17 protein-coding genes and 1 pseudogene are annotated in these 16,997 nt (G+C 73.7%); 10 read left to right on the forward strand and 8 right to left on the reverse strand.

Features of this window, described 5'->3' with window-relative positions; genetic code table 11:
• Nucleotides 1-9 precede the first annotated feature (9 nt).
• Both Prubr_RS02915 and Prubr_RS36605 read right to left on the reverse strand, forming a co-directional pair.
• Nucleotides 10-795 carry a sensor histidine kinase gene (locus Prubr_RS02915; RefSeq protein ID WP_246568828.1) on the reverse strand — a complete coding sequence of 262 codons (786 nt, stop codon included), beginning with the start codon at nt 793-795 and terminating at the stop codon, nt 10-12.
• Nucleotides 681-2,141, reverse strand: coding sequence for a hypothetical protein (locus Prubr_RS36605; protein WP_246568257.1), 1,461 nt, complete (start codon nt 2,139-2,141; stop codon nt 681-683). Before Prubr_RS36605 ends, Prubr_RS02915 begins: the two co-directional genes overlap by 115 nt.
• A 183-nt stretch (nt 2,142-2,324) precedes the next feature.
• Between Prubr_RS36605 and Prubr_RS02920 the strand changes: the two genes are divergently transcribed.
• On the forward strand, nt 2,325-2,966 hold the full coding sequence (locus tag Prubr_RS02920; RefSeq protein ID WP_212821372.1) for a hypothetical protein: 642 nt from the start codon (nt 2,325-2,327) through the stop codon (nt 2,964-2,966).
• A 14-nt stretch (nt 2,967-2,980) separates the two neighbouring features.
• Here Prubr_RS02920 and Prubr_RS02925 read toward each other — a convergent pair whose 3' ends face one another.
• Together Prubr_RS02925 and Prubr_RS02930 are read right to left on the reverse strand one after the other, a co-directional pair.
• Entirely contained in the window at nt 2,981-3,340 is a 360-nt protein-coding gene (locus Prubr_RS02925) for a hypothetical protein (protein WP_212828991.1), read from the reverse strand.
• Nucleotides 3,341-3,486: 146 nt separating this feature from the next.
• Complete coding sequence (locus Prubr_RS02930) at nt 3,487-4,026, reverse strand: hypothetical protein (RefSeq protein WP_212827390.1); 540 nt, start codon at nt 4,024-4,026, stop codon at nt 3,487-3,489.
• 190 nt (nt 4,027-4,216) lie between these two features.
• Between Prubr_RS02930 and Prubr_RS02935 the strand changes: the two genes are divergently transcribed.
• Together Prubr_RS02935 and Prubr_RS02940 are read left to right on the forward strand one after the other, a co-directional pair.
• On the forward strand, nt 4,217-5,416 hold the full coding sequence (locus tag Prubr_RS02935) for a sensor histidine kinase (protein WP_212821374.1): 1,200 nt from the start codon (nt 4,217-4,219) through the stop codon (nt 5,414-5,416).
• Nucleotides 5,413-6,060: a response regulator gene (locus tag Prubr_RS02940; protein ID WP_212821376.1), complete on the forward strand. Its 648-nt coding sequence runs from the start codon at nt 5,413-5,415 to the stop codon at nt 6,058-6,060. The genes Prubr_RS02935 and Prubr_RS02940 overlap by 4 nt, the downstream gene beginning before the upstream one ends.
• Here the strand turns inward: Prubr_RS02940 and Prubr_RS02945 are convergent.
• A complete protein-coding gene (locus tag Prubr_RS02945; protein ID WP_212821378.1) occupies nt 6,046-6,717 on the reverse strand; it encodes a phosphatase PAP2 family protein in 672 nt (223 codons plus the stop codon). The genes Prubr_RS02940 and Prubr_RS02945 overlap by 15 nt on opposite strands.
• Nucleotides 6,718-6,902: 185 nt before the next feature.
• Here Prubr_RS02945 and Prubr_RS02950 point away from each other — a divergent pair, with 185 nt between their 5' ends.
• From Prubr_RS02950 to fabF, 5 genes and pseudogenes are all read left to right on the forward strand, one after another.
• Entirely contained in the window at nt 6,903-8,123 is a 1,221-nt protein-coding gene (locus Prubr_RS02950) for a PucR family transcriptional regulator (protein ID WP_212827392.1), read from the forward strand.
• Nucleotides 8,124-8,279: 156 nt separating this feature from the next.
• A complete protein-coding gene (locus Prubr_RS02955) occupies nt 8,280-9,449 on the forward strand; it encodes an acyltransferase domain-containing protein (RefSeq protein ID WP_212821380.1) in 1,170 nt (389 codons plus the stop codon).
• A gap of 50 nt (nt 9,450-9,499) precedes the next feature.
• Nucleotides 9,500-10,440 (forward strand): annotated as a pseudogene (locus Prubr_RS02960) (beta-ketoacyl-ACP synthase III).
• 50 nt (nt 10,441-10,490) lie between these two features.
• The gene (locus tag Prubr_RS02965) at nt 10,491-10,733 is read left to right on the forward strand and encodes an acyl carrier protein (RefSeq protein ID WP_212821382.1); all 243 of its coding nucleotides are present in this window, start codon (nt 10,491-10,493) and stop codon (nt 10,731-10,733) included.
• Between the two features lies 1 nt (nt 10,734).
• A complete protein-coding gene (gene fabF, locus Prubr_RS02970; RefSeq protein WP_212821384.1) occupies nt 10,735-11,961 on the forward strand; it encodes a beta-ketoacyl-ACP synthase II in 1,227 nt (408 codons plus the stop codon).
• A gap of 112 nt (nt 11,962-12,073) precedes the next feature.
• On the opposite strand, the gene Prubr_RS02975 is transcribed toward fabF, so the two are convergent.
• Nucleotides 12,074-13,819, reverse strand: coding sequence for a glycoside hydrolase family 3 protein (locus Prubr_RS02975; RefSeq protein WP_212821385.1), 1,746 nt, complete (start codon nt 13,817-13,819; stop codon nt 12,074-12,076).
• Nucleotides 13,820-13,961: 142 nt separating this feature from the next.
• Nucleotides 13,962-14,453 (reverse strand): DUF3145 domain-containing protein, encoded by a 492-nt coding sequence (locus tag Prubr_RS02980; RefSeq protein ID WP_212821387.1) that lies wholly within the window; start codon nt 14,451-14,453, stop codon nt 13,962-13,964.
• A gap of 255 nt (nt 14,454-14,708) precedes the next feature.
• Here Prubr_RS02980 and Prubr_RS02985 point away from each other — a divergent pair, with 255 nt between their 5' ends.
• On the forward strand, nt 14,709-15,038 hold the full coding sequence (locus tag Prubr_RS02985; protein WP_212821389.1) for a hypothetical protein: 330 nt from the start codon (nt 14,709-14,711) through the stop codon (nt 15,036-15,038).
• 82 nt (nt 15,039-15,120) lie between these two features.
• Here the strand turns inward: Prubr_RS02985 and Prubr_RS02990 are convergent, their stop codons facing one another.
• Nucleotides 15,121-15,723, reverse strand: coding sequence for a carbonic anhydrase (locus Prubr_RS02990; protein ID WP_212821391.1), 603 nt, complete (start codon nt 15,721-15,723; stop codon nt 15,121-15,123).
• 234 nt (nt 15,724-15,957) lie between these two features.
• Here Prubr_RS02990 and Prubr_RS02995 point away from each other — a divergent pair, with 234 nt between their 5' ends.
• A complete protein-coding gene (locus Prubr_RS02995; RefSeq protein ID WP_212821393.1) occupies nt 15,958-16,899 on the forward strand; it encodes an alpha/beta fold hydrolase in 942 nt (313 codons plus the stop codon).
• Nucleotides 16,900-16,997 lie beyond the last annotated feature (98 nt).

Raw genomic sequence — 16,997 nt, forward strand, 5'->3', positions numbered from 1 at the left:
CTCACTCCCTCACACCTCAGGGGCGGCCCCGTCGCTCGCGGACCGACCGTAAGGGATCATGGCACTGACCAGTGTGCCTCCGGAAGGACGACGCGTCACCGTACACGCGCCGCCGAGTTCCTCGGCGCGCTCCCGCATCCCGAGCAGCCCCACCCCGACCAGCGCGTCGGGGGTGGCGCCGCGACCGTCGTCGGCGATCTCGACGCGCAGGGTGCGGTCGCCGGCCGCCAGCTCGACCGTGCAGTGGGTGGCGGCCGCGTGCCGGGACACGTTGGTCAGCGCCTCGCCGACGATCCGGTACGCGGCGACCTCGACCGCCGCCGGCAGCGCCGACAGGTCGCCCGACGTCCTTACGGTGACCGCCAGCGGGCCGCCACCGAACCGGGCGGCCGCCTGCTCGACCGCGCCGACCAGCCCGAACTGGTCCAGGGCGGGTGGCCGCAGGTCGTGCACCAGCCGGCGGACGTCGCCGAGCACCGCCGTCAGGTCACCGGCGACCTGGGTCAGGATGCCGTCCGCGCCGGCCGGGTCCCGCCGGGCCACGTTCCGCGCGGCCTCGATCTTCAGTGCGGCAGCGGCGAGCGCCGGGCCGAGCCCGTCGTGCAGGTCGCGGCGTAGCCGCCGGCGCTCCTCGGCGACCCCGGTCACCAGCGCCTCCCGGCTGCGCTGCAGCTCCTCGGTCAGCGCGGTCGCCCGGGCCGCCGCGCCGGCCTGCCGTACGACGTCGGCGAGCAGCCGCTGGTCGGCGTCGGAAAGCCGGTTGCCGGGCCGGGCCAGCAGGGTGAGCCGCCCGATCGGCACCCCCGGTAGGCGAACGGCAGCACCACCACGTCGTCGCGGGGCGTGCCGTAGCCGGCGACGACCGTCGTCCCGTCGGCCCGGTCCAGTTCGACCCGCACGTACGGGGAGCGGAAGGCGGTGGAGACGGTCCGGGCCACGGCGAGCAGCTGTTCGTCCGGGCCGCTGGACTCCTCCAGCCGCCGGGCCAGCACCGAGACGACGTCGTACGGCTCGCCGCGGCCCCGCAGGAGGCGATTGACCAGCCGCTGCATCCGGGTCCGCAGCGGCCCGTAGAGGACCGCGACGACGCCGGCGGCGATCACGGCCGCGACCGGGTCTTCGACGAGCGTGCCCACCCCGACGAAGACCGCGACGTCGACGGCGATCACGACGGCGGCGAGCGGGCCGTAGAGCAGGGTCCAGCCGAGCAGCGTGTCGACGGCGTAGAGCCGGTAGCGGGTCACCGCGACGACGACCGCCGCGCTGACCGCGACCATGGAGAGCGCGAACATCGCGCTGCCGACGAACTGGCCGGCGAGGACGAACGCGACCGGCAGCAGCGGCAGGCTGAGGCTGCCGGCGAGCAGCATCCAGCGCAGCTGGGCCCGGCGTTCGGGGTCCGAGCGGCCGAACCGCCGGGCGAAGGCGGCGACCGGCACGACCATGCTGACCAGGATGAACGCCGGGATGAGGTACTGGGCGTTCGCCCAGAACCCGGCCGGCAGCGGCGGTGTGACGGGGTCGAGGGAGACCCCGGCCAGGCCGGGCGGAATGGCTTCACCGCCCGAGACGAGATCCCACGGCACGGTGAGCATCAGTAGCACGGCCGTGCCGGTGCCGGCCAGGGACAGCGCCGCCGGCGGCCGCCAGCGCGGCGACGGCAGCCGTCCGTCCGGAAAGAACAGCAGGACCAGCGGCACGACCAGATTGATCATCGGCCCGCAGCGGGCGCCGACGAACACCGCCGCGCCGGTCAGCGGCAGCCCGCCGTCGTGGGCGAGGACGGACACGGCCGCGTACGTCGCGGCGAAGCCGTTCAGGCAGGCGATCAGCCCGCCGCCGGTGAGGATCCAGGTCATCGGGTGCCGGGGCACCCGGGTGGCGATCAGCGCGCCGGACAGCGCGAACGCCGGTCCGGGCAGGGCGGACGACCAGGCGGTGAAGTCGAGCGGGTCGGGCCGGGGCAGGTCCGGCTCGATCACGTCGCACCAGAAGCTGGCCACGGTCAGCGCTGCGCACAGGGCGGCGATCCCGAACACGAGGTACGCCAGCCACCGGTCGGTCGCGGCCGCGGCGGTGCCCGTCTCCCCCGCCGGACGCTCCGGTGCCGCCGGCGCCTTCGTCCGTACGTCAGCTCCCACCGGTACAGGTTGCCCGGTGGGGTGTCCCGCTGTCTCGGGGGCCGGTGTCCCGTCACCCCCGGGACACCGGCGCGCGGGAACGGCCGTGATCACGGGACCGGATCGGGCCGGCACTCCCTGGCTGCCCGGGACGGTCGACACGGATCGTCAGCGTCGGCAGTCAACTCGAACCAAGGAGTCACGATGAGTGTGCACATCGAACGGGCCCGGGTCGAACCCGGCGCCCCCCGGCCGGCCACCGACCGGCACCGGATGGTCCCCCGGATCCGGGCGGCCGGGATCGTCCTCACCGCCGGCGCGGTCGCCTGGGCGATCGGCACGCTGGTCGCCGGCGACCAGATGGACCAGGACGTCCAGCCGCTGGAGAACGCGACCAGCATGGTCTTCCTGTGCGGGGTGGCGGCCCTGACCCTGGTCGTGCTGGCGACCCGGGCGACCGGCCCCCGCAAGGGCCGCGCGTTCCCGATCGTCGAACTCGCCCTGCTGGCCCCGGCGATGCTGTGGTCGGTCTTCGCGTTCGTCTACCCCGAGCAGGGTGTCGAACCGGGGTGGATGCTGGCGCTGGACATGTGCTGGCCGCTGTCGCAGCTGTGCACGATCGTGCTGGGTGCCGCCGTCGCCCGGGTGGGCAACTGGACCGGCTTCCTGCGCTGGCACCTCCTGCTGGCCGCGCTGTGGCTGCCGGTCATGATCCCGTTCAAGAACCTCGCCGGCACCGTGGCGTTCACCTATGCCAGTGCGATCTGGCTGGTCGCGACGTACGGGACGCTCGGGCTGCGGCTGGCGCTACGGCCGGCCGACACCCTGGCCGGGGTACGGGACTGACGGGTCGGCGCCGGTCAGCACCACCGCTGCGGGGGCCGCTGCCGGCGGTTCTTGCGCCGGGTCGGGCGGACGGCGCCGTGCCGGTGGGCGCCGGCCCAGCCGTGCAGGTCGGTCCGGCAGGTCGTCGGCAGGGCGCCGCGGGGCAGGACGGTGGAGCCGTCGAGCTGCCGGCCGAGGTCCGGGTCGGTCTCCTCGTCGGCTTCGACGTCGTCGAGGTCGTCGTCGCAGACGGGCGGGCCGAGCTGGTGCGGGCCGACCCCGCACACCCACCGGCCCGCTCCGGACACGCCGAGCGTGGGCTCCGCCTCCGGTCGGTCCACCAGTGGGGATACCTCTTCGTCGGCGCAACCGTTGCCGGCCTCCCCTTGCGCCATCTCGTCTCCTCACCCGCGGCATCCTTGTGGGATGCGGCTCGCCACAAACCGGGCCCACGCTGCCGGTTGTGGCGCGGGCCCGTCCGGCTTATGGGCCGGTCCCTGGACGCTACTAGACATCGGTGACATCGAGACTGAGGCGAAACTCACTCGGTGGCCGATCGATGGGAAATCGTTGTCCAGACCGGGTAGGCGAGCAGCCAGATCACAATTACGACGGTGAGCCGGGCCACCCAGGCCACCAACTCCTCGGTCCGGCTGAAGTCGCCGACGAGCAGGATGCCGCCGCCGAGCAGGGCGCAGGCGACCGCCCAGGCCAGCACCGCCTTGCCCCACTCGCGCCATTCGTACCTGACCCGGCCCAGGCCGTCCTTCGGCGGCTTCCACGGCGGCGGGCCACCGGCGAACCGGTGCGCGAACCGCTGGTCGGCCCAGCGCACCATCGAGTGCCCGAAGGCGATCGAGAACCCGAGGTACGCCGCGGCCAGCCCGTGGACGAAGGTCGCGGTGGCCCCGCGCCGCAGGTCGATCACGGTGGCCCCGAGCAGCACCAGGTCGACCAGCGGTACGCAGACCAGCAGCGCCGCCCCGAGCCGGCGCATCCGCAACAGGTAACGGGCCACCAGCCCGGCACCCAGCACCACCCAGAAGCCGATCTCGCACGCCACGATCACCGCGAGCACCACAGCCGCCACCCCTCCCGAACCGTCCGGCCGACTTCCAGCGTCGTGGACGGCCGGGCCGTGGACGTCAGCACCGACGGTGAGATGCGGATACATCGAAGGGGGAGGCGTACATCCTTCGACGGACGCCGCCCCCGCCCGCGTCGTCGGCGGGGTGGAGCCGACGGCGGGCCGGCTGTGATGTGATCGGGCGGTGACCGGACTGCTCGGCGTGGGACGCGGGACGCTGTGGCGGGACCTCGCGCTGGCCGGCCTGTATCTCGTCGGCGGCCTGCTGATCGTGGCCACCGGCGCCTACCGGGAGATCGTGCCGGCCCCCGCCGAGGTGCGGTTCATGTTCTCGGTGACCCTGGCGGTGACCTGCGCCGGAGTCGCGTTGCGTCGGGTGGCGCCGCGGGCCGGCCTGGCGGTGGGCACCGTCGGCACCGTCACCGACGTGCTCCTCGGCGTGTCGCTGGCCACCATCCTGGTCTACACCCAGGTCCTCTACGACGCCGTCGTCTACGGACCGCCGCGACTGTGGCGCTGGCTGCTGTGGATCACCAGTGTGCTGGCGGTGGGACTCGCGGTCGCCGGCCTGGTCGCGGTCGGTTCCTGGACCGGGGTCGCCGCCGGCATCCCGGCCGTGCTGGCCGGCACCCTGCCGGTGCTGACCGGGCTGACCGTCCGGCAGTACCGCGACCAGGCCGCCGCCGAACGTGACCGGGCCGAGAAGGCCGCCCGGCTCGCCGAACTCGACCGCCGCCAGGCGATCACCGCCGAACGCACCCGGATGGCCCGGGAGCTGCACGACGTGGTCGCCAACCACCTCAGCGCGGTCGCGATCCACTCCACGGCCGTGCTGTCCGTACCCGGGCTGGACCGGCCCAAGGTCGAGCAGGCCCTACAGGTGATCAGGGAGAACAGTGTGCAGGGGCTGGCCGAGATGCGGCGGATGATCGACCTGTTGCGGGAACCGGCCGCGGACGGGCCGCAGGCGCCGGCTCTGCCCCGAACCGTCGAGCCGGGGCTGGCCGCGGTGGACCGGCTGGTCGCGCAGGCCCGCGGCGCCGGTCTGGACGTACGCCTGGAGACCACCGGGACGGTCCGGCCGCTGCCCGCCAACGTCGACCTGGCCGCGTACCGGATCGTGCAGGAGTCGCTGACCAACGCGCTGAAGCACGGCGCCGGCCGGGCCGAGGTGGCGGTCGGCTACGACCCCGGCCTGGTCCGGGTGGTGGTCAGCAACCCGCTGCCGGAGCTGGCCGGCCGGGGTGCGGCGCTGGGCGCCGGCGCCGGACTGGTCGGCATGCGCGAACGCGCCGAACTGCTGCACGGGCGCTTCGACGCCGGCCGGCGCGGGCCGGCCTGGCTGGTGCACGCCGAGCTGCCGACCGGTGGGGAGGCTACGTGACGATCCGCCTGGTGGTCGCCGACGACCAGCCCGCCGTACGCGCCGGTCTGGTCCTGATCCTCGACGCGGCGCCGGACATCACGGTGGTCGGCGAGGCCGCCGACGGCGAGGAGGCCGTCGAGCTGTGCCGGGCGACCCGGCCCGACGTGGCCCTGCTCGACCTGCGGATGCCCCGCCGGGACGGGATCTGGGCGACCGGTGAGATCGTCGCCGCCGGGCTGGCCGACGTGCTGGTGCTCACCACGTTCGACCTCGACGAGTACGTCTACGGCGCGTTGCGGGCCGGGGCCAGCGGCTTCCTGCTGAAGAACACCGACGCCGCCGGGCTGGTCGAGGCGGTGCGTACGGTGGCCCGCGGTGAGGGCGTCCTGGCCCCGGCGGTGACCCGTCGGCTGATCGGCGCGTTCGCCGCGACCGGGGGCGCGCCGCCGGACCGGCGGGTGCTGGCCGGGCTGACCGCGCGGGAGATCGACGTACTGGCCTGCCTCGGCCTGGGCCTGTCGAACCAGCAGGTCGCCGACCGGCTGGCGATGGCGGAGAGCACCACGAAGACGCATGTCAGCCGGATCCTGACCAAGCTCGGGCTGCGCAGCCGGGTGCAGGCCGCGATCCTGGCCCAGGAGCTGCGGCTACCGGCTCCCTGAACGCACCCCCGAACCCATGGGGCGGGCGGCGCCGGACCGGTCGGCGAGCTTTGCGGCCGCCGTCGCCAGCAGCGGGACCACGCCGAGGACGAGCAGCCAGCCGCCGAGCACGTCGGCCGGCCAGTGGGCGAGCAGGATCAGCCGGGTGGCCCCGACGTACAGCGCGAAGGCGGCCGCCAGCAGCACCGTGACCACCCGCGCGGTCCGCCCCTGGCGGGGCCACAGCAGCAGTACGGCGGCCAGCGCCGCCGCCGCGGCGTTGCTGGTGTGCCCGCTCGGGAAGCCGTTGCTGTCGATCTCCACGAAGGCGTCCGGTGGGCGCGGGTGGTGCAGGAGCCAGTGCATCAGGCTCCACAGCACCGGCACGACGACGGTGACGGCGGCGCTGAAGGCGGCGCGTACCCGGTCCCGCCGTACGGCGAGGACCACGGTGACCACGGCCCCGGCGGCCAGGTACGGCAACGTGGCGGCGACGTCGGTCGCCACCCGCACCACCGCGACCAGGTCGGAGTTGCCGGCGCCGGAGCGGCGCAGCGTGTCGGCGACCGCGGTGTCGAGGTCGTCGAGCGGCGCCCAGCCGCCGACCACCAGCGCCAACAGAACGGTGAACGCGGCCAGCGCGAACAGCGGTACGGCAAGCGGTGGGCGGGCGATCATCCCAGCATCGTGACACGCGCCCACGTTGCCGGCGGTGGTAAGGCGCGTGGCAGGCTGGGACGGTGGTGACCGAGGGCGCCGGGCCGGCGCGGGCCAGGCGACGTACGCCCGCCGGCACGCAGGGCGGAGGATCCGCCAGGGCGAAGGGCACGGGGCCGGCGCGCGCGCCGGGCGCCGGACCGACGGTGGACGTGGACCGGCCGCCGGTCACCGGGCCGGCCGGCGGTGAGCTGGCGGACACCCTGCGCCGGATCGAGCGGGCGGCGGGTGCGCTGGCGACGGCGAGCGTGTCCCGGATGGACGAGACCCTGCCCTGGTTCCGGGAACTGCCGGCCGACCAGCGGGCCTGGGTGATGCTGGTCGCGCAGACCGGGGTGCGGTCGCTGGTGGAGTGGCTGCGGCAGGGTGGCGCCGCGTTGGGCAGCCCGACCGAGGTGTCCGACGAGGTGTTCGCGGCGGCGCCGCTGGCGCTGGCCCGGTCGATCAGCCTGCAACAGACCGTCGCGCTGATCAAGGTGATGATCGACGTGGTGGAGGAGCAGGTGCCGCACCTGGCCGCCAGTGGCGAGGAGCGGTTGCTGCGCGAGGCGGTGCTGAAGTTCTCCCGCGAGATCGCGTTCGCCGCCGCGCGGGTCTACGCGCGGGCGGCCGAGTCGCGGACCGCCTGGGACGCCCGGTTGCAGGCGCTGCTGGTCGACGCGCTGCTGCGGGGCGACTCCGCGGACGTGCTGGCGAGCCGGGCGGCGGCCCTGGGGTGGGGGGACGCCCAGCCGGTCGCGGTGGCGGTGGGCCGCTCGCCGGGTGGCGAGGTGGCCGCGGTGCTGCACACGGTCTACCGGGCGGCCCGACGGATCGGTGTGGAGATCATCGGCGGGGTACACGGCGACCGGCTGGTGGTGGTGCTCGGTGGGGCGGCGGACCCGTTGGCGGCCACGACGAAGCTGATGGCCGGGTTCGGCAGCGGCCCGGTGGTGGTGGGACCGGCGATGCCGCGGCTGGAGGAGGCGACCGACTCGGCGCGGGCGGCGCTCGCCGGCTTCCGCGCGGCACCGGCGTGGCCGGCGGCGCCACGGCCGGTGGCCGCCGTCGACCTGCTGCCCGAACGCGCACTGGCCGGCGACGGCGAGGCCCGACGGACCCTGCGCCAGGACGTGTACGCCCCGCTCGTACGGGCCGGCGGCGAACTGCTGGAGACCCTGGACGCCTTCTTCGCCGCGGGTGGGGTGCTGGAGAGCGCCGCCCGGGCGTTGTTCGTACACCCCAACACGGTGCGTTACCGGTTGCGACGGGTGGGGGACGTGACCGGGTTCTCACCACTGTCGGCGCGGGACACGTTCGCCCTGCGGGTGGCCCTCACGATCGGCCGGCTGGACCCGGCACCGCCGGCCGTCTCCCCGACCGGCTGACGTTACCGCGGGTGAGCCGGGACCGGCGTTCGCGACAAACGGCCCATAAATCACCGGCACGGCGTCGATTGTTGTAGACATCCCACAAAGGTTGTAGTGCGGATTGGTCGGTCGCGGCACCCACGTGACCCGCCGGTATCCAGGAGAGTCTTAGGCGTGCTCGCCGTAATCGCTCCCGGCCAGGGTGCCCAGAAGCCTGGCTTCCTCACCCCGTGGCTCGACCTGCCCGGCGCCGAGTCACGTCTGCGCTGGTGGTCCGCCCTCGCCGGGGTGGACCTGGTACACCTGGGCACCGAGGCGGACGCCGACGAGATCAAGGACACCGCCCGCACCCAACCGCTGCTGGTCGCCGCCGCCCTGCTGGCCGGCGGGCACCTGCCGCTACACGACGTGGCGCTCACCGCCGGCCACAGCGTCGGTGAACTCGGCGCCGCCGCCCTCGCCGGCGTGCTGCCCGCCGAGGCCGCCATCACGCTGGCCGCCGTACGGGGCCGCGAGATGGCCGCCGCCTGCGGGCTCGAGCCCACCGGCATGGCCGCGGTACTCGGCGGCGAACCCGACGAGGTGCTCGCCGCGATCGAGTCGTACGGCCTGTCCGCCGCCAACCACAACGGCGCCGGCCAGATCGTCGCCGCCGGCGCCGCCGACAAGCTGGCGAAGTTCATCGCCGAGAAGCCGGTCGGGAACCGGGTGATGGCCCTGCAGGTGGCCGGCGCGTTCCACACCCCCTACATGGCGACCGCCGAGAAGGCGCTCGGCGTGGTCGCCGCCGGCATCACGCCGGCCGACCCGGGCCGGATCCTGCTGTCCGACCTCGACGGTGCCGCCGTCAGCCACGGCCGCGAGGTGCTGCAGCGGCTGGTCCGCCAGGTCACCGCGCCGGTGCGCTGGGACCTGTGCATGCGCACGATGGTCGACCTCGGCGTGACCGCGGTGATCGAGCTGCCCCCGGCCGGCTCGCTGACCAACCTGATCAAGAGGGAGCTGAAGGACTCGGGCCTGCCCGAGATCGTCACCCTCCGGACGCCCGACGACCTTCCCGCGGCGCGCGACCTGATCGCCCGGCACGGCACACCACCGGGCCACGGACCGGCCCCGCGGTTCCGGGTCGTGGTCTCCCCCGGCGCCGGAACCTTCGAGCCGGTGTCCGAACTCACCGAGGGCGACAGCATCGGCGCTGGCGACCTCATCGGGCACGTCACGACCCGGCAGGGCCCGCTCGACGTGGCGGCGCACGGTGCCGGCGTGCTCACCGAATGGCTGGCCGACCACAACCACCCGGTCGCGCCCGGCCAGCCCCTCGCCCGCATCGGCGGGCAGCTGTGACCGCCGCGTACCCCCGGATCCGTACCGGCGCGAAGGAGAGGTAGCCAAGCATGGGATCACGCATCGTCTCCCTCGGGCACTACCAGCCGTCCCGGGTGCTGACCAACGACGAACTGGCCCGGATGGTCGACACCAACGACGAGTGGATCCGTGACCGGGTCGGCATCGTCACCCGGCGCATCGCCGACGGTGAGTCGGTCGCCGACATGGCGACCGCCGCCGCCGGCAAGGCGCTGGCCAACTCCGGCCTCAGTGCCGCCGACATCGACCTCGTCGTGGTGGCCACCTGCACGGCGATCGACCGCAGCCCCAACGTCGCCTGCCGGGTCGCCGCCCGGCTCGGCATCGACGCACCGGGCGCGTACGACATCAACACCGCCTGCTCCGGCTTCTCCTACGCGCTGGCCACCGTCGACCACGCGCTGAGCGCCGGCGCGGCCCGCAACGCGATCGTGATCGGGCCGAGAAGCTGTCCGACATGGTCGACTGGACCGATCGGTCGACCTGCATCATCTTCGGTGACGCCGCCGGCGCGGCCGTGGTCAGCGCCACCGGCCCCGACGAGCCGTCGAAGGTCGGTCCGGTCGTGTGGGGCTCGGTGCCGGAGAAGAGCGACGCCGTACGCATCGAGGGCTGGCGGCCGTACATCCAGCAGGAGGGGCAGGCGGTCTTCCGCTGGGCGACCACCGCGCTGGCACCGCTGGCCATCAAGGCATGCGAGCGGGCCGGGGTGCCCGTCGAGGACATCGCCGCCTTCGTACCCCACCAGGCCAACGCCCGGATCATCGAGGGCATCGCAAAGCGGCTCGGGATGCCCCAGGCGCTGGTCGCCAAGGACATCGTCGAATCCGGCAACACCTCCGCGGCCAGCGTGCCGCTGGCCCTGTCGAAGCTGGTCGAGCGCCGTGAGGTGCCCTCGGGCGCCCCGGTCCTGCTCTTCGGGTTCGGCGGCGGCCTCACCTACGCCGGGCAGGTCGTCCGCTGCCCGTAGCGGAGACCGGCCGGAAGCGACACCCATCCATCGAGAGGAAGACACCGAAGATGCCCACCCGTGACGAAATCACCGCCGGTCTCGCCGAGATCCTCGAAGAGGTCGCCGGCGTGAGCCCGGACGACGTGACCGCGGAGAAGTCGTTCACCGACGACCTGGACGTCGACTCGCTGTCCATGGTCGAGGTCGTCGTGGCCGCCGAGGAGAAGTTCGGCGTCAAGATCCCCGACAACGAGGTGCAGAACCTCAAGACCGTGGGTGACGCGGTCGCGTACATCGAGGCGCAGTCCTGACATGAGTCGTACCGACGTCGTCGTCACCGGGCTGGGCGCGACGACCCCGCTGGGCGGGGACGTCGCGTCGACCTGGGAAGCCATGCTCGCCGGCCGCTCCGGGGTGGGTGCGCTCACCCAGGAGTGGGCCGCGCAGCTGCCGGTCCGGATCGCGGCCGAGCTCGCCGTCGACCCGGCCGAGGTCCTCGACCGGGTCCGGCTCCGCCGGCTCGACCGGTCCGAGGCGATCGCCCTGATCGCCGCCCACCAGGCGTGGGCGGACGCCGGGCTGGTCGACTCCGGCCTCGATCCCGAACGGCTGGCCGTGAGCGTCGGCTCCGGGATCGGCGGGGCGCAGACCCTGCTCGCCCAGGACGACATCCTGGAGGCCTCCGGTCCGCGGCGGGTGTCCCCGCACACCATCCCGATGCTGATGCCCAACGGGCCGGCCGCCTGGGTCGGTCTCGAACTGGGCGCCAAGGGCGGCGTGCACTCGGTCGCCAGCGCCTGCGCGACGGGCGCGGAGGCGGTCGCGCTCGGTCTGGACCTGATCCGGGCCGGCCGGGCCGACGTGGTACTGGCCGGTGGCACCGAAGCCGTCATCCACCCGATGCCGATCGCCGGGTTCGCCTCGATGCGGGCCATGTCGACCCGCAACGACGATCCGGAACGCGCCTCCCGGCCCTGGGACAAGGCCCGGGACGGCTTCGTCCTGGGCGAGGGTGCCGGTGCACTCGTGCTCGAACGGGCCGACCATGCCGCCGCCCGCGGCGCACGGGTCTACGCCCGGCTGGCCGGCTCCGGAATCACGTCGGACGGCTACGACATCGTGCAGCCGGATCCGGCGGGCTCGGGCGCGGTACGGGCGATCACCAAGGCGCTGGCCGACTCCGGTGTTGCGAAGAGCGACATCGTGCACGTCAACGCCCACGCGACCTCGACGCCGGTCGGGGACATGGCCGAGATCGCCGCGCTGCGGCTCGCGCTGGGCGACCACCCGGTGCTGACCGCCACCAAGTCGATGTCCGGCCACCTGCTCGGTGCCGCCGGCGCGCTGGAGTCGATCGCCACCATCCTGGCCATCCGCGACGGCATCGTCCCGCCGACGATCAACCTCGACGACCCGGATGACGACCTGAGCCTCGACGTGGCCGCCAACAAGGCCCGCCACCTGGACATCCCGGCGGCGCTGAACAACTCGTTCGGCTTCGGCGGCCACAACGTGGCCCTGGTCTTCACCCGCGTCTGAAAGCCCACCCAAGATCCGCGTGATCAGGGAGTACGTCCCGCGTGTCGCCGGCGCGCCGCGGTGACCAGCCCCTGATCACGCGGATCTCGGCGTTTCCGGGCGGCCGGTCCGGCTAGCCGCAGGACGACCGGGGCAGTCCGGCGACCTCGACCGGCGAGCGGCCCGGGCTGCCCGCCTTGCCGGCCAGCACCCGCGCCAGCGCGGTCATCGACAGCCGGGTCGACGAGTACGTCGCGATCAGCACCTTCGACTTCGCCTTGCCGAGCAGGTACGGCGTGTCCATGCCGACCGTGACGTCGGCGTCGGCCCGCAGGTCGCCGGTCCCGTCGCCGTACCCGACGAGGTGCACGACGGTACCCCCGCTGTCGACGACCTTGACGCCGTTGGCGCGCAACGCCTCGGTGAGCGCGGCCCGGGTGCCGTCCCGCCCGCCGGACGACGACACGGTGATCGGCCCCGGTACCGGCGGGGTGGCGCAGGCACCGCGCAGCTGGGTTATCGCGGCGGCGCTGAGCCGACCGACCGCCTCGGCGTGCGCGGCGCTGCCGACGGTCGACATCTCGGGCCGGGGCTGCCCGGCGAGGCGGAACTTGAGGGTGAGCACCCGGGTGGCCGCCTCGACCAGCCGCTCGCGGGGCAGCGAGCCGTCGCGCAGGCCGGCGAGCAGCCCGGCGTGGGCGCCCGCGACGTCGGGCGGCATCAGCAGCAGGTCGTTGCCGGCGTTGACGGCCCGGACCGCGGCCTCGCCGGCCGGCCACTTCTGTGCCGGTGCCATGTTCATGCCGTCGGTGACGACCAGGCCGGTGAAGCCGAGTTCGCCACGGAGCAGGTCGGTGAGCACCTTGCGGGAGAAGGTGGCCGCCGTGCCGGGGTCGATCGACCGTACGTCGAGGTGGCCGGACATCACCATCCAGGCGCCGGCGTCGATCCCGGCGGTGAACGGTGGCAGGTCGCCGGCATCGAGCGCGGCCCGGTCCTGGTTCAGCGTGGGCAGGTCGGTGTGCGAGTCGGCGGCGGTGTGGCCGTGCCCGGGGAAGTGCTTGAGGGTCGCCGCGACGCCCGCCCGCTGCAGCCCGCGGACCGCGCCGCCGACCTGGATCGCCGCGGCCTTCGGGTCGGAGCCGTACGACCGCGAGCCGATGACCACACTGTCCGACGCCCCGAGTACGTCGGCGACGGGGGCGAAGTCGACGTTGACGCCGAGGGCGGCTAGTTCGGTGCCGGCGACGTGCCAGGCGGCCTCGGTCAGGCCCGCGTCGCCGGCCGCGCCGAAGGCCATCGCGCCGGGTAGCTGGGTGACCCCGGTCCGGATCCGGGTGACGGCGCCGTACTCCTGGTCGGTGCCGATCAGCAGCGGCGCGGCGGGGCCGCCGGCGGGTGCCTTGCCGGCGGGCAGCCCGGCGGCCGCCTGTTGCAGCCCGGCGGTCAGTTCGTGGACCTGCTTCGGGTTCTCGACGTTGGTGGTGGGCTGGTTGCCGCCGGTGGGGTCGTCGGCGGAGAAGCCGACGAGGATCAGCCCGCCCAGGCGGTACTTCTCGACCATCTGCGCCGGGGTGTCGACGCCGGCCAGCTTCCGGTTGCCGGCGGCCGAACCGGGCGTCACCTTCGTCGCCGAGTTGCCGTACGCGTAGGGCATCAGGACCTGGCCGACCAGGTCCTCGTCACCGAGGGTGGCGACCACGGCGGCGGCCGCCAGCGCGGCGGGATCGTCCGCCGGTGTGGACGCGGAGGAGGTCGGGGCGCCGGTCGGTGACGGGGCCGGCGCGGCGGGCGGACCGGGGTCGGCGCCACAGCCGGCGAGAGTCAGCGCGGTCAGGACGGTGAGCGCGACGGCGGTCCGCCACCGGGGATTCGACACGCCGCCATCCCACCAGCCGGCGCCCGGATGCGGCAAATCGACAGCGGGTGCCGGGACCGGCCGGTCCGGCCGGCCGGTCACCCGGGACGGGACGTCCCGGGCAGCCGGACCGGCCGGCACGGTCGAGACAGGGAGGAAGCGGTCAGCCGACCCGCGTGAGCAGCGTCACCGGAGCCCCGTCCCCCGCGTAGCGGTAGGGCTCCAGTTCGGCGTCCCAGGGCGTGCCGAGCGCCTTCTCCAGTGCGTGCGCCAGTGCTTCCGGTGCCCGGGCGGCCGCCATGATCGCCCGGAGCCGGTCTTCGCCGAGCTGGGTGTCCCCCGCGGCGCCCATGGCGGCGCGGAAGAGGCCCCGGCCCGGTACGTACATGAACCGTTCGCCGTCGACCCCGGCGCTCGGTTCCTCGGTGATCTCGAAGCGGATCATCGGCCACTGCCGGAGGGCAGCAGCCAACTCTGCGCCCGTCCCCGGCCGTCCGGTCCAACTGCACTCCGCCCGTCTGGCGGAGGGATCGACCGGTTGGGTCGTCCAGTGCAGTTTGACCGGCGCGGTGAGGACGCGCGCGATCGCCCACTCGACGTGTGGGCACACGGCGAGGGGGGTCGAGTGGACGTATACGACGCCACGCGTTGGCACGGTGACCTCCCGGAGAGCGAGGTGCGTCTTCCCCTACGACCTCGATCACCAGTCGGTGCTGCACACATGATGACTGGTGTGACGGATGGTGCGCCAGAGAAACGGAGAACTGGCCCTCCAAATAGCTAACCGGACGCCGCGGACAGGCCGGACGGCAGGTCCGGGTATCCCGATCGGCGCCTGAGGGCCGGTTGGCGGGTGCGGTAGAGTGGTGTGCCTTTCCCATGTCGTGCATGTCGTGCAAGGAGTACCTCCGTGGCGAGCAACACCTCAAAGACCGCCCGCGCATCCGTCCGCGCCGGCCAGGCCGGCCAGGGTGGCGCCCTGAGCGTGCTGGGCGAGTTCAAGTACCTGATCCCGCTCAACAGCGGCAAGTACGCCTACGTGCGTAACCTGACCAACGGCAAGACCGCCCACCTGCGTACCGACTCCGACGCGTTCGTCGAGGAGATCCGGGTGCTCGCCGGTGCCGGCCACGCCGCCAAGATCCGGGCCGAGATCAACTCGCTCGCCGCCACGTTCCCCAAGGACGGCTGGGACGCCACCGAGAAGCGCCTGGTCGACGCCGGCGTGTTCGAGGGCTGAGTCCCCCGCTCCAGACACGAAAAAGCGCCCCGCCGACGGCGGGGCGCTTTTTCGTCGGTCGGCGGCCCGCGGCCGGGCGGCCTCAGTCGAGCAGCGCTACCTTGCCGCTGTCCAGGTCGTAGACGGCGCCGACGATGTCGACCTGCCCCGGGACGGCGAACGTGCCCAACTGCTCCACCGTGCGCTCGACGTGCCGGCGTACGGCCCTGGACTGGAGGTCCTCGGCGTCCAGCCCGACGTCGAGGACGGCCGGGGCGATCTGGTCGAACAGGTAGGCCATCGCGCCGTCCGGGCGCTGCCCGGCCCGCAGCGCCTCGATGGTCAGGCCCACGGCCCCGCAGCGCTCGTGCCCGAGTACGACCACCAGCGGCACCCGCAGTTGGCCGAGCGCGAACTCGACCGAGCCGCGTACGGCCAGGTCGAGCACGTGCGCCCCGGACCGCACCACGCAGATCGAGCCGAAGGTCTGGTCGAAGATCGCTTCCAGCGGCACCCGCGAGTCGATGCAGCCGATCACGACGGCGGACGGCTGCTGGTCGCCCGACGCGGCAGCGGCGGCGGCCGACACGTGGTGGCCGTGGCGGGGCCGGCCGCCGACGAAGCGACGGTTTCCGGCCAGCAGGTCACTCAATGCCTCCATCGGCCCGGCCGTACGGCGTGGGGCTGGGGCGTTCTCGGTGCTCATCGGCGACGACACCCAGTCAGCTTGATTCGCTACCGGCCGGTCGGGAACTGGATTGCGACGATTGTCACCGGAACGATTCATCAGTTGGGATGCCGGGTAAGGATCTGGGACCCCAGCCGGGAGGCACGACAGTGACGAACATCCCGTAACCACGACAGGCCACCCGCGTTCTGGGCATCATGGTTACCCACCGGTAGCGGGTAGCCACCGATCGATCGGGAGGTGGTCCGGTCCATGCCCAGCGCGGTCACCGAACCCACGGTCACCGTCGTCCCGGCCGAGTTCTCCGACGGCGTACCCGCCCATGTCGAGTCGATCGGACCACCGGACGCGCCGCTGACCGTCGTACTGCTGCACGGCTGGACCCTCGACGGGCGCATCTGGCACCGGCAGCGGGCCGCGCTGCGCGAGGCGCTCGGGGACCGGGTGCGGACGGTGACGTACGACGCGCGGGGGCACGGCCGCTCGGGGTCGGCGTCGCTGTCGTCGGCCACCCTGGCCCAGCTCGGCGACGACCTGGCCGCACTGCTGGAGCGGGTCGCCCCGACCGGGCCGGTGGTGCTCGCCGGCCACTCGATGGGCGGAATGACGATCATGGAGTACGCCCACCGTCACCCGGAGGCGTTCGCCGACCGGATCGCCGGGTTGCTCTTCGTCTCCACCACCGCCGAGGGGCACACCCACACCGCGTACGGGCTGCCGGCGGTCCTCGCCCGCCTGGTCCGGCTCGCCGAGACGGCCGGCGCCGAGGTGCTTTCCCGCTGCGGCTCGTGCCGGCCGCCGCACCTGCTGATGCAGGCCCTGCGCCCGTCACTGCGCTGGCTGCTCTTCGGTGCCGACTGCACCGACGACGACGTACGGCTCGCGGGTTCCGCGGTGTCGCGGGCCCGGATGTGCGCCATCGGCGGGTTGCGGCCCTCGATCGGCGCCCAGTACCGGCTGGACACCCTCGCGGCGCTGGGCGACGTGCCGGCCGCCGCGCTGGTCGGTGACCTCGACCGGCTCACCCCGCCGCCGTGCGCCGAGTCGATCGCCGACGCGCTGCCGACCACCGAACTGACGCTCTGCCCGGGTGCCGGTCACATGCTGATGCTGGAACGTCCCGACGAGGTCAACACCGCCCTGCTGACGGTCACGACCCGCGCCCTGAAGTCCCGGCTCGCCCTCACCGCCTGATCTCCGCGATCTTGCAGTTGTCTCCCCCTTTCGCCCGGTTTTGTCGGGCGACAACTGCAAGATCGGCGCGATCGGGTGGCGGGGTACGGGGATGCCGC

Source organism: Polymorphospora rubra (assembly GCF_018324255.1).
Lineage (GTDB): Bacteria > Actinomycetota > Actinomycetes > Mycobacteriales > Micromonosporaceae > Polymorphospora > Polymorphospora rubra.